The sequence below is a fragment of the Stappia sp. WLB 29 genome (genome assembly GCF_023507705.1).
Taxonomy (GTDB): domain Bacteria; phylum Pseudomonadota; class Alphaproteobacteria; order Rhizobiales; family Stappiaceae; genus Stappia.
On record NZ_JALBGD010000012.1, the window covers coordinates 51,722 to 66,692 of the forward strand.

General features: G+C 67.1%; 12 protein-coding genes and 1 pseudogene. 9 read left to right on the forward strand and 4 right to left on the reverse strand.

Annotated features, from left to right (window positions below; all coding sequences use genetic code 11):
* Positions 1 to 72 precede the first annotated feature (72 nt).
* Both paaK and MNI96_RS19255 read left to right on the forward strand, forming a co-directional pair.
* The gene (gene paaK / locus MNI96_RS19250; protein ID WP_249695764.1) at positions 73 to 1,383 is read left to right on the forward strand and encodes a phenylacetate--CoA ligase PaaK; all 1,311 of its coding nucleotides are present in this window, start codon (positions 73 to 75) and stop codon (positions 1,381 to 1,383) included.
* 78 nt (positions 1,384 to 1,461) lie between these two features.
* Positions 1,462 to 2,064 carry a TetR/AcrR family transcriptional regulator gene (locus tag MNI96_RS19255; RefSeq protein WP_249695765.1) on the forward strand — a complete coding sequence of 201 codons (603 nt, stop codon included), beginning with the start codon at positions 1,462 to 1,464 and terminating at the stop codon, positions 2,062 to 2,064.
* 42 nt (positions 2,065 to 2,106) lie between these two features.
* Here MNI96_RS19255 and MNI96_RS19260 read toward each other — a convergent pair whose 3' ends face one another.
* On the reverse strand, positions 2,107 to 3,615 hold the full coding sequence (locus tag MNI96_RS19260; RefSeq protein ID WP_249695766.1) for a LysM peptidoglycan-binding domain-containing protein: 1,509 nt from the start codon (positions 3,613 to 3,615) through the stop codon (positions 2,107 to 2,109).
* A 195-nt stretch (positions 3,616 to 3,810) separates the two neighbouring features.
* Here MNI96_RS19260 and MNI96_RS19265 point away from each other — a divergent pair, with 195 nt between their 5' ends.
* Positions 3,811 to 4,452, forward strand: coding sequence for an LOG family protein (locus MNI96_RS19265; protein ID WP_249695767.1), 642 nt, complete (start codon positions 3,811 to 3,813; stop codon positions 4,450 to 4,452).
* A 75-nt stretch (positions 4,453 to 4,527) separates the two neighbouring features.
* On the opposite strand, the gene MNI96_RS19270 is transcribed toward MNI96_RS19265, so the two are convergent.
* Genes MNI96_RS19270 through MNI96_RS19280 form a run of 3 tightly spaced genes read right to left on the reverse strand, consistent with a single transcriptional unit; the run spans position 4,528 to position 9,859 of the window.
* A complete protein-coding gene (locus MNI96_RS19270) occupies positions 4,528 to 8,178 on the reverse strand; it encodes an efflux RND transporter permease subunit (protein WP_249695768.1) in 3,651 nt (1,216 codons plus the stop codon).
* Positions 8,175 to 9,278, reverse strand: coding sequence for an efflux RND transporter periplasmic adaptor subunit (locus tag MNI96_RS19275; RefSeq protein ID WP_249695769.1), 1,104 nt, complete (start codon positions 9,276 to 9,278; stop codon positions 8,175 to 8,177). The genes MNI96_RS19270 and MNI96_RS19275 overlap by 4 nt, the downstream gene beginning before the upstream one ends.
* A gap of 26 nt (positions 9,279 to 9,304) precedes the next feature.
* Positions 9,305 to 9,859 (reverse strand): PadR family transcriptional regulator, encoded by a 555-nt coding sequence (locus MNI96_RS19280; RefSeq protein WP_249695770.1) that lies wholly within the window; start codon positions 9,857 to 9,859, stop codon positions 9,305 to 9,307.
* A 433-nt stretch (positions 9,860 to 10,292) separates the two neighbouring features.
* Here MNI96_RS19280 and MNI96_RS19285 point away from each other — a divergent pair, with 433 nt between their 5' ends.
* From MNI96_RS19285 to paaC, 6 genes and pseudogenes are all read left to right on the forward strand, one after another.
* Complete coding sequence (locus tag MNI96_RS19285) at positions 10,293 to 10,673, forward strand: hypothetical protein (protein ID WP_249695771.1); 381 nt, start codon at positions 10,293 to 10,295, stop codon at positions 10,671 to 10,673.
* Positions 10,674 to 10,768: 95 nt separating this feature from the next.
* Positions 10,769 to 11,668: pseudogene (gene puuE, locus MNI96_RS19290) on the forward strand (allantoinase PuuE); the annotation flags it as partial.
* On the forward strand, positions 11,658 to 12,623 hold the full coding sequence (locus MNI96_RS19295) for a PaaX family transcriptional regulator (protein WP_249695774.1): 966 nt from the start codon (positions 11,658 to 11,660) through the stop codon (positions 12,621 to 12,623). The pseudogene puuE and the gene MNI96_RS19295, both read left to right, overlap by 11 nt.
* 165 nt (positions 12,624 to 12,788) lie before the next feature.
* Positions 12,789 to 13,790, forward strand: coding sequence for a 1,2-phenylacetyl-CoA epoxidase subunit PaaA (paaA, locus tag MNI96_RS19300; protein WP_249695775.1), 1,002 nt, complete (start codon positions 12,789 to 12,791; stop codon positions 13,788 to 13,790).
* Positions 13,791 to 13,897: 107 nt separating this feature from the next.
* The gene (gene paaB, locus MNI96_RS19305; protein ID WP_067341684.1) at positions 13,898 to 14,185 is read left to right on the forward strand and encodes a 1,2-phenylacetyl-CoA epoxidase subunit PaaB; all 288 of its coding nucleotides are present in this window, start codon (positions 13,898 to 13,900) and stop codon (positions 14,183 to 14,185) included.
* A gap of 14 nt (positions 14,186 to 14,199) precedes the next feature.
* Complete coding sequence (gene paaC, locus MNI96_RS19310; RefSeq protein ID WP_249695776.1) at positions 14,200 to 14,967, forward strand: 1,2-phenylacetyl-CoA epoxidase subunit PaaC; 768 nt, start codon at positions 14,200 to 14,202, stop codon at positions 14,965 to 14,967.
* Positions 14,968 to 14,971: the final 4 nt, after the last annotated feature.

The window sequence follows — 14,971 nt, forward strand, 5'->3', positions numbered from 1 at the left end:
TTCAACAAGAGCGACGGCCGCGCGGGGGAGAACACCCGTGACGGCACAGGACAATCCGGGAGGATTAGACGCATGTTCGATCTGGCGCCGAAGCCGGGCGATCTCGACCCCATCGAAACCGCCTCTCGCGACGAGATCGCGGCTCTGCAGCTCGACCGGCTGAAATGGTCGCTGCGTCACGCCTACGAGAACGTTGCCCACTACCGCAAGAGCTTCGACGAGGCCGGCGTCCACCCGGACGACCTGAAGACCCTCGCCGACCTCGGCAAGTTCCCCTTCACCTACAAGCAGACCCTGCGCGACAACTATCCCTTCGGCATGTACGCCGTGCCGCGCGAGCAGGTGGCCCGCGTCCACGCCTCGTCCGGCACGACCGGAAAGCCGACGGTGGTCGGCTACACCCGCAACGACATCAAGACCTGGGCGACCGTGATGGCCCGCTCGCTGCGCGCCGCCGGCGCCCGGCCGGGCATGATCTGCCATGTCGCCTATGGCTACGGCCTGTTCACCGGCGGCCTCGGCGCCCATTACGGGGCCGAGGAACTGGGCATGACCGTCGTGCCGATTTCCGGCGGCATGACCGAGCGCCAGGTGTCCTTGATCGAGGACTTCCGTCCCGACGTCATCATGGTGACGCCGTCCTACATGCTGGCGATCCTCGACGAGTACCGCGCGCGCGGCATCGATCCGCGCGAGACCTCGCTCAAGGTCGGCGTCTTCGGCGCCGAGCCCTGGACCAATGCCATGCGGCAAGAGATCGAGACGGCCTTCGACATGCACGCGGTCGACATCTACGGCCTGTCGGAGGTGATGGGCCCTGGCGTCGCCAACGAATGCGTCGAGACCAAGGACGGCCTGCATATCTGGGAAGACCACTTCTATCCCGAGATCATCGACCCGGTGACGGGCGAGGTCCTGCCGGACGGCGAGATCGGCGAGCTCGTCTTCACCTCGCTGACCAAGGAGGCGATGCCGGTCATCCGCTACCGCACCCGCGACCTGACGCGCCTGCTGCCGGGCACCGCCCGCTCGATGCGGCGGATGGAGAAGGTGACGGGCCGCTCGGACGACATGATGATCCTGCGCGGCGTCAACGTCTTCCCGACGCAGATCGAGGAGCAGCTGCTGCGCGTCGAGGGACTGGCGCCGCACTATCAGGTGGAATTGACACGCTCGGGCCGGATGGACGAGATGACCGTCCACGTCGAGGCGCTTCCCACCCATGCCGACGATGCGCAGCGTGCGGCCTCCGCCGCCGAGCTGAGGACGCATATCAAGAACGTGATCGGCATCAGCACCCGTATCGCCGTTGTCGACCCGGGCGTGATCGAGCGCTCGATGGGCAAGGCGAAGCGGGTGATCGACAACCGGCCGAAGGCCTGATAGGCCGGCGCCCGCACATCACTACCGACGGCCGCGGGACCTTTCCCGCGGCCGCACCACTCCGGGGGACTGGACGACATGGCACGCCCGCGCGCCGAGGACTACGACGACAAGCGCAAGGCGATCCTCAAGACCTCGGCCGAACTCTTTGCCGAGCACGGGTTCGACCGCGCCTCCATGAACCAGATCGCCCTCGGCTGCGGTGTCTCCAAGGCGCTGCTCTACCACTACTATGCCAACAAGGATGCGCTGCTCTTCGACATCATCCGCGATCATCTCGACGAGCTGATCGCGGCGGTGGAGGAGGGCGCCACGCCGGACATGACCGGCGAGGAGATGCTGCACGGCTATGTGCTGGCGCTGCTCGACGCCTATCGCGACGCCAATGCCGAGCACAAGATCCAGATCAACGAGATGAAGCGGCTCCCGGCCGAGCAGCAGGAAGAGCTGAAGGCGCGCGAGCGTCGCCTCGTGCAGCTGTTCGCCGGTGCGCTGTCCCAGGCGGTGCCGCAGCTCGCAGAGCCCGGCTCGACGCTGCTGAAGCCGGTGACCATGAGCCTCTTCGGCATGGTCAACTGGCACTACCTGTGGTTCCGCGAGGGCGGCCCGGTCAGCCGTACCGACTACGCCCGCATCGCCACTCGTCTCATCCTCGACGGCGCGCGCAGCCTCGCCGGCTGAATCGCCGCAGGCCTTCCGCTTTCGATAGCCTGAGCGTCCGGCTCAGCCGCCGGTCGAGCGCGGCGCCGGCCAGTTGCGGTCGCCTTCGGGGATCATGAACACCTGGCCGGGATAGATCAGGTCCGGGTTGCGGATCTGGTCCTTGTTGGCCTGGTAGATCGTCGTGTAGCGAACGCCTTCGCCGTAGCGGCGCTGCGAGATAGTCCACAGGTTGTCGCCGGTGCGGATGATCACGCTGGGGATCTGGCGCGTGCCGGCATCGCCGCTGGCGCCCGAACCTGTGCCCGCTTCGCCGGAGAGCGCCACCGGGCGCAGGATCACGGCTTCGTCCGCAGACTTCTCGAAGGTCACCTCGGCGCGGCCGGTCACCGCACCGTCGCCGGTGGTCACCTGGTCTGCGCGCACGGAGACTTCGCCGGGCTTAACCTCGCCTTCCGTTTCCAGCAGCCAGCGGCCCTTGGCATCGGTCTTGGCCTCGCCGACCAGCTGGTTGTCGAGATAGACGCGCACGTCGCGGTTCGGCTGGCCGGATCCTGCGACGAAGACCTTCTCGTTCTCCGTCTCCACCGCCTCGACGGTGACGGTCGGCGTTGCTACATCGGTTGCCGGAGCGGCGTCGGAGGGGGCATCACCGTCGGTCGCGGCCGGCTGGTCGCTGGAGGCCGGGGCCGTGCCGGTGTCGCTCGTCTGCGGGGCGGCGGCGACCTGCTGTTCCGCTGTCGAGGCGTTGTCGTCGGCGGTCCGCGTTTGGGTCTGCGGCGCCGTTTCCGCTTGCTGTCCTGCTGCTGCGGTGTCGCCGCCGGGCTGCGTCGTGGCCGCGGCGGTGTCCTGGGACGCCGCAGTGTCGGCGCTTGCGGCGGCGTCCTGCGTTTCCGCCGGGGTGTCCGCCGCTGCGGGGGCGCCTGCATCGGCCGTCTGCTGCGGCGCGGGCTGGCCGTCGCCGGTCGTGCCTGCCTCCGCCACCTGCTGCGGCTTCTGGAGGATCTGCGAGGGCGCGCCGGGCTCGTTGAGCATCACCAGGACCTCGCCCTTCGCCGGGTCTTCCGGCACGGAGACGGCCATCGACTGCTCCGATTCGTTGAGCACCTTGCCCTCGGCATCGCGCGTTTCCAGCGTCACCGCATGGGCGCCCGGCTTCAGCGGCTGGTCCAGCACGATGGCGAATTCGCCGGCGGCATTGGCGATGCCGCGGCCGATCACTTCGCCATTGGCGAGCAGCGCGATGATGGAGCCGGCTTCCGAACGGCCGGCGACGACGGCGGAGCCGTCCGGCTCGACGCGCATCAGGTCGAAGGAGGGGACGGCGGCCAGCCGCTCCTCGACGGACTTGCCGCCGATATCCGCAGTTTCCTGCGGCATTGCGCTCGCCTTGGGGTCTTCGGTCTTCGCGGGTGCACCGGTTGCCGCCGTCTGCGATGCCGCATCGCCGGCCTTCGGGGCCTCGGTGGTCTGCGCGGGACCATCGCCCTTCTGCGACAGGTAGTAGCCGGCCGCTCCCGCGCCGGCGAGGCCGAGCAGGACAAGCACCTGGATGATGAGTTTCTGTGACATGAAAACCCGCGCTCCCCGCGATTCGCGCCGTGCGGTTACCCCTGCGACACAATATGTGTCACCGCCCCCGAAATTCCACCGAATGACTATACGCTAAAGCGCGAGCCGGCAAGCAAGCCCGCTGCGCTGCGGCGTGCGCGAGCCGTTGCATCCTGCCGCTTGACCCCGCCGGCCGCTGACTGCACATCTAGCCCCATGAAACAGGATCACACGTCACCGTGCGGCGAGGGTGAAGCCCGCCGCCTTAAATCCGTTTGCGTCTATTGCGGCACCGGGGAAGGGGGCGACCCTGCCTATATGGCCGCGGCAGAAGAGCTCGGCCGTATGCTCGCAGCGGAGGGTATCGGCCTCGTCTATGGCGGCGGCTCCCTCGGCCTGATGGGGGCGGTCGCGCGTTCCGCGCTAGACGCGGGCGGACATGTCACCGGCGTCATTCCTGCCTTCCTGGAGGAGCGCGAGGTGATGATGCAGTCGGTCAGCGAACTTGTCGTCACCAAGGACATGCACGAGCGCAAGCGCACCATGTTCGAGCGCGCCGACGGGTTCGTCGCGCTGCCCGGCGGCATCGGCACGCTGGAAGAGGTGGTCGAGATGCTGACCTGGGGACAGCTCGGCCAGCACTGCAAGCCGGTGGTGCTTGCCGATATCGGCGGCTTCTGGCGGCCGCTGGTCGACCTGCTCGCCCATATGCGGAGCGAAGGCTTCATCCGGTCCGGCTTCGAGGTCGACTACCGGGTGGCGACCTCCGTCGGCGACATTCTGCCTGCCCTGCGCAGGCCGGCTGCAACGGACGAAGAGGCCTCGGAGGCCGGCGTCGCGGACCTCGAACAGCTCTGAAGGCCGTACCGCCGGAGCCTCGAACATCGCCTTGCAAGAAGGCCCGCGGGAGTGTCTCCCGCGGGCCTTTTCACGTCATTCCGCAGCCTGGGGCAGGGTGCCCGGCGGGACCCTCGGCGGTTCCTTGCGCGGCCCGATCGAGGTGACGGTGGCAGATCCCGGTGCGCCGAAGGCGGCCGAGGCCGGCGTTGCCGGGGCGGCGGGGGTTTCGTGTGCGCCCGGCGCGGTGCCCGCAGTCGCCGCGCCCGCCGGCACCGCCAGGTGCCGCCCGAACAGCTTTTCAGCCAGATAAGCCCGGACCACGTACCACAGATGCACCAGGAACGATGCGATCCGTCGGGCGGTCGCACCCCACACCGTCGGCAATGCCAGCATGGTTGGGATGACGATCAGCGTCAGGATCGTTGCGAAGCCGAGGCCGAAGATGATCGCCGTCGACAGCTGCACCCACCACACCGCGGTGATCGAGCCGAGCGCGATCACGCGGTTGAAGAAGTCGAGGTTCAGCTGCGTCATCATCGGCACCAGGCCGGCGATGGTGGTGATGGTGGTCAGCAGCACCGGCCGGATGCGCTGCGCCGACGTCTTCAGCACCGCCTCCACCGGCTCGATCCCGTCTTCCCGGAAGCGGTTGTAAGTGTCGATCAGCACGATGGCGTTGTTCACCACGATGCCGGCCAGCGCCACCACGCCCGTTCCCGTCATGATGATCGAGAACTTCTGCCCCATCAGCGCCATACCGAGCAGCACGCCGAACACCGACATCACCACCGTCGAGAGCGTGAGGAAGGTTTGGTAGAAGCTGTTGAACTGGGTCACCAGGATGATGAACATCAGGAACAGCGAACCCACCATCGCCTTCATCAGAAACTCGCCGGACTCCTTCTGGTCCTCGTCAGCGCCGCGGAAGCGGAAGGAGACGGTTTCCGGCCATTGCTGGGTGTCGAGCCAGGCCTGCAGTTCCGCCACCTTGTCGTTGGCGGTCAGCGGCCGGGTGACGCCGTCCTCGGTGGTGATCGTGTCGGTCATCACCACATTGGCCTTCACGTCCATCGCATAAAGCCCGTCGCGGCGGGTGATCGTCGTCACCTTCTGCTGCGGCGCCCGGTCGATGAAGTTGGACAGCGGCACCTGGCCGAGCTCCGTCTGCAGGCGCAGGGAATCGAACCGGTCCAGCGTGCGTTCCGCTTCCGGCAGACGCACGCGGATGTCCACCTCGTCCTCGGAATCGTCCGGGCGGAACTTGCCGATCAGCACGCCGTTGGTGACGAGCTGCACCATCGAGCCGACCGAGCCGATACCGGCCTGGAAGCGGCCCGCCTGCTCGCGGTCGATGGTGATCTGCCACTCGATGCCGGGCAGGGGACGGCTGTCCTCGCGGTCCCGCAGGCTCTCCATGGCGTCGACATGGGCACGCACCTTGGCGACCGTCTCCGTCAGCTCCTGATAGCTGGTGGAGGTGACCTGAAGCCGCAGGTCCTTGCCGGTCGGCGGACCGCCCTCGATCTCGCGGGTCTCCACGAAGATGCCCGGCAGGTCGGCCGTGCGCTCGCGGATCTCGGCGGCGATCTGCTTCCAGTTCCGCCGGCAGCAATAGTCGGAGAACTCGAGGTTGATCTGGGCGATCACGTCGGCCGGCTTGTCCTGGACGCCCATCATCCCGCCGCCGCCACTGCTTCCGGTGGACACCGACATCACGGCATTCTTGATGCCCTTGACGTCGATCACTTCGCGCTCGACGTCGAGCGCCAGTTCCAACGCCTCGCGAGCGGAGAAGTTGCCGCGCGCCGAGACCAGAACGAGGGCCGAGTTCGGCTCCTCCTCCACGAAGAACTCGACGCCTTGCGAGTTGGCCATGAAGTACATGAAGATGCCGCCCGACAGGAGCACGAGCGCCGACAACGTAAAGACATTGCCGAACGGGGTGCCGGCGCAAAAGCGCAGCAGCCGGACATAGATGCCGGTGGCACCGCGGATCTTCTTGGCGTCGAACTGCTCGCCCGCAGACAGGAGCCGTGCCGCTTCCTGCTCTTCGGCTGCCGCCCTCTGAGCACGGCGCCGGGAGGCGGCGATCAGCGGCTTGGCGCCGTGATAGACGATCAGTCCGACGGCAAGACCGATGGCGGCCGCAATCGGCAACAGCAACCACTGCGGCAGGGGCAGCTGTCCGGCGACCGCCGGATTGGCGAGCAGCACGGCGACGGTGGCGCCGATCAGCAGGGCCAGCAGCCATTCGGCATTGCGCCCGGTCCAGGAGATCGCGCCGGTCATCGCCGCGCCCGTGACCGGCAGAAACACCAGCGCGGTCAGCAGCGAGGCGCTGAGCACGATGATCACCATGATCGGCAGATAGCTCATGAACTCGCCCGCCACGCCCGGCCAAAGAAGCATGGGCAGGAAGGCGGCCAGCGTCGTCGCCGTCGAGGAGGTGATCGGCCAGAACATCAGCTTGGAGGCGCGGATATAGGCTTCCTGCGCGTCCATGCCCTCGGCGACCTTGCGGTCGGCATATTCCACCATGACGATGGCGCCGTCGACCAGCATGCCGACGGTGAGCACGAGGCCGAACATCACCATCGTGTTCACGGTCATGCCGACCGATTGCAGGATCAGGAAGCCGACCATGAACGAGGCGGGGATGGAGATGCCGACCAGCAGCGCCGACTTGAAGCCGAGCGCCCAGACGATCACCACCATGACCAGGAAGATCGCGGTCAGGATCGAGGATTCCAGCGAGCCGAGGATCTCGAAGATGTCCTCCGACTTGTCGAGGATGTAGTCGACGCGGATCGTCTCCGGCCAGTCTTTCGTCGCCGCATCCACCACCTGGCGCACGGCGGTGTTGTTCTCGATGATGTTGGTGCCCTTGCGCTTGACCACATCGATGGAGATCGCCGGATGCCCGTTGACGCGGGTGTAGCTGGTCGGATCCTTGAAGGTGCGGCGGATCTCGGCGATGTCGCCGAGCGTCACCACGCCTTCGCCATTCTGCTTGATCGGCAGCGAATAGACGTCGGTGGCGGTCTCGACGAGGCCGGGAACCTTTACGTTGAACCGGCCCTGGCCGTTGTCGAGGAAGCCGGCCGGCACGAGCTGGTTGTTGTTCGACAGCGAGGTCAGGAGTTCCTGCTGGGTGACCTGGTAGGATTCCAGCTTCATGCTGTCGATGACGACCTCGAGCAATTCCTCCCGGTGGCCGGACAGATCGGCGCTCAGCACGGTCGGAACCGCCTCGATCTCGTCCTTCAGTCGCCGCGCATGCCGGTACAGCGTGCGCTCCGGCACGTCGCCCGACAGCGTCACGAAGATCGTCGGCATCAAGGCGAAGTTGGTCTCGACGATGGTCGGCTCGTCCGCCTCCGTCGGCAGGTCGGCTTTCGCCTGATCGACCTTGTCGCGGACATCGGCCAGCGCCTTGTCCTTGTCGAAGTCGATATTGAACTCCAAGACCACGCCGACATGGCCTTCGCCGGAGACCGTGGTGATCTCCTTCAGCCCGTCGAGGCCGCGCAGGGCGGTTTCCATCGGTCTTGCGATCAGCCGTTCCGCGTCGCCGGGCGAGATGCCCTGCTGGCTGATCGAGACGTAGAAGACCGGAATGTCGATATCCGGGTCGGCCTCTTTCGGCACGCCGATATAGGCCATGATGCCGGCCGCAACCATCACCACCATCAGGGTGAGGACGGTCTTCGGCCGCCGCAGGACCGTCTCGAGCATCGAGATCATTGCGTAGCTCCCGCCATGGTGGTCACCGGTTCGACGGTCTGGCCGTCGGTCACATAGTCTTGACCGGTCACGATCAGCCGAACCGTGTCCGGCAGCCCGCGAACCCAAAGTCCGTCCTCATCGCCGCCCAGAACCGTCACGGGGTGGAAGACCACGCGGTTCTGCTCGTCCACGGCACGGATGCCGAGCGTGCCGGCATCATTCAGCGTCAGGACGCCGGAGCTCAGCAGATGCGCGCTCTCTTCGCGCAGCGGCACCCGTGCGGTGGTGGTGACGCCGTCGCGGATCGCACCGTCCTTGTTTTCGATCTCGATCTCGACGCGGAAGGTGCGGGTGGCCGGGTCGGAGGCCGTCCCGATGTATCGGATCCTGCCCGTCGCGCTGCCGCCGGTGACCAGCTCCACCTCGGCGTTCTGGCCGATCTCCAGCTTGCTCACGTCGCGCTCCGACACCTGGCCGATCGCCAGAATCGGGTCTGCATCGATGATGGTGGCGCACACGCCGCCCACCGCCAGCACCGTGCCGGTACTGACCATCGGGCTCTCGATGATGCCCGGGATCGGCGCCTTGATGACCGTGCGCGACAATTCCAGCTTCTCTTCCTCGAGCCGGGCGGTCGCCGCATCCATCGCCGCCTTCAGCGCAGCGACGCGGGTCTGGGCGGTGAACCCCTTCTCGTTGAGCTGCGTGGCGGCGGTAAAGTCGAGTTCCGCCTGGGCGAGCTGGGCCGTGGCGTCGAGAACCTTGGCCTCGCGCGCACCCTTGTCGAGCACGCAGAGCACGTCGTCCTTCGCGACCCTGTCGCCCTCCTTGACCCGACGCTCGGCCACCCGCCCGCTGGTCTCGGCCCGCACCTCGACCTTGGCATCGGCTTCGGTGCGGCCGCGGATCACCAGGATCGAGCGACGCGGCTGCGCCGTGCTTTCGCGAATGGCGACACGGAAGGGCTTTGCCGCAGCTTCCTCCGCGCGTTGCGAGGGAGGAGGTGTTCCGTTTTCCGAGTCGGCCATGCCGCCGGCCACAAAACTGCCCGTCCACATCCAGCCCGCAACGCCGGCAACGATGCCGACTGCGAGAACGTGGGAGAAGCGGATCTTCATTCGGGGTATCTCCGGGCTGTGTTCGCTTACTCGGCCGCCTGGGGAAGGGCGGGGCGGCCGTGCGCTATCTCTTCGAGTCGGTGTCGGTTCGCTTCCAGGAAGCGGATGTCCTCGGTCATGCAGTTGCGCCCGTATTCGAGGATGAAGCTTGCGGCCGGGGGCTGGTCGCAAGGTTCGCTCCCGATCGCTTCCAGCTTGGCCAGTTCCTCGCGCAGGTGCGCCAGGCGCGCATCGATGGCCTTTGCGATGACCTCCGGCCCGACCATCTCCGCGCACATGGCGACCAGCAGGAAGGGCGAGCGGTAGGAGTCGGGTGCCGGCGGCCGGCTGAGGTCGCGGACGAACTCGGCACGGCCTGTCTCGGTGATGGAATAGACCTTGCGCGAGGGCTTGCCGCTCTGGGCCTCCTCGCGCACGGTGACGAGCCCTTCGGCCTCCAGCCGGGCGAGCGCGGGGTAGATCGACCCGAAGCTGGCATCGACGAAATAGCTGTACTTGCCTTCAGTCGAGAGCTTGCGGATTTCATAACCCGTGGCGTCTCCGAAATTGAGAATTGCAAGGCACAGTGTTCTAACGCTCATTTTATGTTTCCTTCCGCCCTCGCCGGGATGTCGGCCCGTCGCCCTGCCGGTGGCGGACGATCTTGTTGTCTGGCCGCGTGGGTCGCGTTCGCGCTCCGGTTTTCCTCGCATGTCCGTCCCGACCGTGCTCGCGCTTTTCCCCGTTTGGGAAACGCTGGCTGCGGACAGTGCTGGTTCGATATATTCTTGATTAGTGATATATCGGCCCGATATACTTCCGCCTTATATAGGCGACGGGCCCGGCTGCACAAGCGGTTCTGAAAGGTTTTTCGCAGTCTGCAGCTTTTTTCATCAAGCGGGACTGCGATATGCCTGCGGCAGTCGACCGCGTGGACATTTTCCGCGCCTGCGCCATCTTCTCGTCAGAGTGGCTTACAAAGGCGCCGGATCTGCGGTCCGACAGCCTTTACGCCTCGAGCGAGGGTGCGGATCCATGACCAAGCTGCAAGACAAGCATTCCTTCCCTCGGCCCGGCGGCATCTCCCGCCTGCTGGCCCAGCCGTTTTTCCGTCTTCTGGCTATCAACTGGCTGATCGGCGCCTTTGCTGCCGCGCTCGTGCTCGGCGGCTTGATGTGGCTCGACACCGGCGGCCTGCGCAGCCTGATCCTTGCCTCCGACCAGCCCTGGCTGCCTGTCGCGGTACTGCTCGCCGGCCTGATGATCACCCTGTGCTCGGCCGCGATGGGGGCGGCGATCATGGCGCTTCCTTCCGAGCCGGGCGACGACCGCGGGCGTCGGGTACGCGGCGAGACCCAAGTCGCGCTGGAGCCGGCACTTGTCCCGGTTCCCGTGCGGGTGCGCGAAGACATCTGACGCGAAGTTCTTGCATCGGCGCACGCTTTTGGGTTTCCTCCGGCCTTGAGCAGCCCGTCTCGGGCCTGGTCCCCCTCGTGCAACGGACGGTCCCCATGAGCGACACCTATCCGCGCGATCTCGTCGGTTACGGACGCGAGACGCCCAATCCGCAGTGGCCGAACGACGCCAACGTCGCCGTCCAGTTCGTCATCAACTACGAGGAGGGCGGCGAGAACTGCCTCCTCCACGGCGACAGCCATTCCGAGGCCTTCCTGTCGGAGATCGTAGGCGCCGCGCCCTGGCATCGCCAGCGGCACATGAACATGGAGTCCATCTACGAATACGGCTCGCGCGCCGGCTTCTGGCGCCTGTGGCGCATGTTCACCGAGCGCTCCATGCCCGTCACCGTCTACGGCGTCGCCACCGCCCTGCAGCGCAATCCGGAGGCGGTCGCGGCCATGAACGAGGCCGGCTGGGAGATCGCCTCGCACGGGCTGAAGTGGATCGATTACAAGGACTTCTCGCGCGAGGACGAAAAGCGCCACATGGCCGAGGCGATCCGCATCCACGAGGACGTCACCGGCTCGCGCCCACTCGGCTGGTACACCGGCCGCTCGTCGGAGTTCACCCGCGACCTCGTCATGGAGGAGGGCGGATTTCTCTACGATTCCGACAGCTATGCCGACGATCTGCCCTATTGGGTGGAAGGGCCGTCCGGCCCGCATCTCGTCATTCCCTACACGCTCGACGCCAACGACATGCGTTTCGCGACGGCGCAGGGGTTCAACTCGGGCGACCAGTTCTTCACCTACCTGAAGGACACGTTCGACACGCTCTATGCGGAAGGCGAGGCCGGCGCGCCGAAGATGATGAACATCGGCCTGCACTGCCGTCTGGTCGGCCGTCCGGGCCGCGCCGCCGCGCTCGCCCGTTTCCTCGACTATGTCGCCTCGCACGAGAAGGTCTGGGTCACCCGGCGCATCGACATCGCCTGGCATTGGCATGCCCACCACGCCGCCGGCTGAGACTGGCAGCGCTCCGGCGGATGTCGAGGCGCTCGCCGGAGCGCTGCTGGACCGGCTGCACGAGACCCAGCCGCTGCGCGTCTGGTCGCTGATCGTCACGATCTTCGGCGATCTCGTCGCCCCGCGCGGCGGCGAGGTGTGGGCCGGCACGCTGTCGGATCTGCTCGGCCTCATGCGCATCGATGCGGCGGCCGTGCGCGCCGCGCTTTCGCGCCTTGCCCGCGACGGCTGGGTCGAGCGTGAGCGTCAGGGGCGGCTCAGCTTCTACGCCCTGTCGGCGGCCGGGCGCGCGACCTTCACCCCGGCCTCGCAGCGCATCTACCGGCTTGCGCCGGAAGCGGGCGAGACGCGGGCGGTCGAACTGCGCGTCGTCGTGCTGCCCGAAACGGAGGGCCGCAACGGCTTGCGCGAGGCAGCCCGCAAGGCCGGCTACGGCTTGCTGGCGCCCGGCGTGCTGCTCGGCACCCCGGCAAGTCCGCCGCTCGACGGCCCCGAATTTCCGCAAGGAGCTGCCGACGGCGCGGTGACGCTGGCCGCCTCCGTGCTGGCCGGATCCGACGCCGACCTGGTTGCCCGCGCCTTCGATCTCGCCCCGCTGGCCGGCCGTTACCAGTCCTTCTGCCGCCGCTACGCGCCGCTGGCCGATGCGCTGGAGAGCGGGAAGGGCGATGGAGGGCGAGCACGTCTGTCGCCCGAGACGGCGATGGTCTGCCGCATCCTGCTCGTCCACGACTATCGCCGGCTGATCCTGCGCGATCCGATGCTGCCCCCCGCGCTGCTGCCCGCCCACTGGCCGGGCCTTGCCGCCAACCGGCTGGCGGCCCGGCTTTACGGCGCGTTGCGGGCACCGGCCGAGGCCTGGATCGCGGCTCATGCGCGCGGCCGCGACGGCTCGCTGCCGCCGCCCGATGTCAGCGAGGCCCGCCGCTTCTCCGCAGGCTGAGCCCGGGAATTCAGTCAAATCAGCAACTTGCGCGAACCGGTTGGGTTATGGGCTGATATGTGACAGAAAATACTTGAAATATAAAAATATCGTCACGTATAATGCGAGGCAGATAAGGCGCGCCGCTTGCGCGTCCCGCATGGCAACCGAGGAGGGGTTGATCGCATGTACACCCAGGCCCTTAACGCCCGTGACGCATCGGACGAGCGCAGCGAGGACGCCGCGCTGCTCGCCGCCTTCCAGGCGCGCGTCGACGCCGAGGAGAAGATCGAGCCCAACGACTGGATGCCGGAGGCGTATCGCAAGACCCTCGTGCGCCAGATTTCCCAGCATGCCCATTCCGAAATCGTCGGCATGCTGCCCGAGGGCAACTGGATCAGCCGCGCCCCGACCCTGAAGCGCAAGGCGGCCCTGCTCGCCAAGGTGCAGGACGAGGGCGGCCACGGCCTCTACCTCTATTCCGCCGCCGAGACGCTGGGCGTGTCCCGCGAGGAGCTCACCGAGCAGCTTCTGTCCGGCAAGGCGAAATACTCCTCCATCTTCAACTACCCGACCCTGACCTGGGCCGACATCGGCGCCATCGGCTGGCTGGTCGACGGCGCGGCGATCATGAACCAGATCCCGCTGTGCCGCTGCTCCTTCGGCCCCTATTCGCGCGCCATGATCCGCGTGTGCAAGGAAGAGAGCTTCCACCAGCGCCAGGGCTACGAGCTGCTGCTGGAGATGTGCCGCTCGTCGGAAGAGCAGAAGGCGATGGTCCAAGACGCGCTGAACCGCTGGTGGTGGCCGTCGCTGATGATGTTCGGCCCCTCCGACACCGACTCCAAGCACTCCGCCCAGTCGATGGCCTGGAAGATCAAGCGCTTCACCAATGACGAGTTGCGCCAGAAGTTCGTCGACGCGACCGTGCCGCAGGCGCACTATCTCGGCCTGACGCTTCCCGACCCGGACCTGAAGTTCAACGAGGAAACCGGCCACTGGGAATACGGCGAGATCGACTGGGAGGAGTTCTCCCGCGTCGTCGCCGGCAACGGCCCGTGCAACCGCGAGCGTCTCGCCGCCCGCCGGAAGGCCTGGGACGAAGGCGCCTGGGTCCGCGAGGCGGCTCTTGCCCATGCCGAGAAGCGCCGCAACCGCCGCGAGGCGGCCCGCATCGCTGCCGAGTGAGCGACACCCCGGCGCGGGGCACGCGCCGGAGGCAAGGCACAACGACGTTCCGAAGGAACATGAGGCTGCGCACCGGCCACGCGCCCGCGAGCCCGAGGGAGAAAACCATGACCGAGAAGAACACGCCGCTCTGGGAAGTCTTCATCCGTTCGCGCACCGGCATGGCGCATCGCCATTGCGGTTCGGTGCATGCGGCCGACGAGGAGATGGCGCTGCAGGCCGCGCGCGACGTCTACACCCGTCGCGGCGAGGGCGTCTCCATCTGGGTGGTGCCGTCCTCGGCGATCGTCGCCTCCGATCCGACCGAGAAGGACGTGATGTTCGAGCCGACCGCCTCGAAGATCTACCGGCATCCGACCTTCTACGAGATCCCCGAAGAAGTCGGCAACATGTGAGCGGGAGCGGCACCATGACCACGACCGACCGGACCGCCGATCTCTTCGCCTACACCCTGCGTCTTGCCGACGATGCGGCCATTCTCGGCCAGCGGCTCGGCGAATGGTGCGGCCACGCGCCGACGCTGGAGGAGGACATCGGCCTTGCCAATGTCGCGCTCGACCATATCGGCCAGGCGCGCGCGCTCTACACCTATGCCGGCGAGGTGGAAGGCGAGGGCCGCGACGAGGACCAGCTCTGCTTCCTGCGTCACGAGCGCCAGTTCAACAACTGTCTCCTGGTGGAGCAGCCGAACGGCGACTTCGCCCAGACCATCGTGCGCCAGCTCTTCTTCTCCGCCTTCATGCTGCCGCTGTGGCGCGAGCTGAAGGCCTCGAAGGACGCAACCCTTGCCGCCATCGCCGCCAAGGCGGAGAAGGAAGCGGCCTATCACGTGCGCCATTCGGCCGAGTGGACCATCCGTCTCGGCGACGGAACCACCGAAAGCCATGAGCGCGCCCAGGCAGCCGTCGACCACCTGTGGCCCTATACGGGCGAACTGTTCGAGCTCGACGGCGTCGTCGAGCGGCTGGTCGCCGCCGGCATTGCGGTCGACCCGGCGAGCTTGCGCGACGAGTGGCACGCCACCTTGCGCGAGGTGCTGGACGAGGCGACGCTGCGCCTGCCGCCCGACGGCTGGTTCCAGACCGGCGGCCGGTCGGGCCGTCATTCGGAGAGCTTCGGCCACCTGCTGTCGCAGATGCAGTACATGCAGCGGGCCTGGCCGGGCCTGAGGTGGTGACGGC

Excerpts from the sequence above, each read along its gene's own strand:
- paaK (WP_249695764.1), top strand. The coding sequence starts at position 73 with ATGTTCGATCTGGCGCCGAAGCCGGGCGATCTCGACCCCATCGAAACC.
- MNI96_RS19255 (WP_249695765.1), top strand. The coding sequence starts at position 1,462 with ATGGCACGCCCGCGCGCCGAGGACTACGACGACAAGCGCAAGGCGATC.
- MNI96_RS19260 (WP_249695766.1), bottom strand. The coding sequence starts at position 3,615 with ATGTCACAGAAACTCATCATCCAGGTGCTTGTCCTGCTCGGCCTCGCC.
- MNI96_RS19265 (WP_249695767.1), top strand. The coding sequence starts at position 3,811 with ATGAAACAGGATCACACGTCACCGTGCGGCGAGGGTGAAGCCCGCCGC.
- MNI96_RS19270 (WP_249695768.1), bottom strand. The coding sequence starts at position 8,178 with ATGATCTCGATGCTCGAGACGGTCCTGCGGCGGCCGAAGACCGTCCTC.
- MNI96_RS19275 (WP_249695769.1), bottom strand. The coding sequence starts at position 9,278 with ATGAAGATCCGCTTCTCCCACGTTCTCGCAGTCGGCATCGTTGCCGGC.
- MNI96_RS19280 (WP_249695770.1), bottom strand. The coding sequence starts at position 9,859 with ATGAGCGTTAGAACACTGTGCCTTGCAATTCTCAATTTCGGAGACGCC.
- MNI96_RS19285 (WP_249695771.1), top strand. The coding sequence starts at position 10,293 with ATGACCAAGCTGCAAGACAAGCATTCCTTCCCTCGGCCCGGCGGCATC.
- MNI96_RS19295 (WP_249695774.1), top strand. The coding sequence starts at position 11,658 with ATGCCCACCACGCCGCCGGCTGAGACTGGCAGCGCTCCGGCGGATGTC.
- paaA (WP_249695775.1), top strand. The coding sequence starts at position 12,789 with ATGTACACCCAGGCCCTTAACGCCCGTGACGCATCGGACGAGCGCAGC.
- paaB (WP_067341684.1), top strand. The coding sequence starts at position 13,898 with ATGACCGAGAAGAACACGCCGCTCTGGGAAGTCTTCATCCGTTCGCGC.
- paaC (WP_249695776.1), top strand. The coding sequence starts at position 14,200 with ATGACCACGACCGACCGGACCGCCGATCTCTTCGCCTACACCCTGCGT.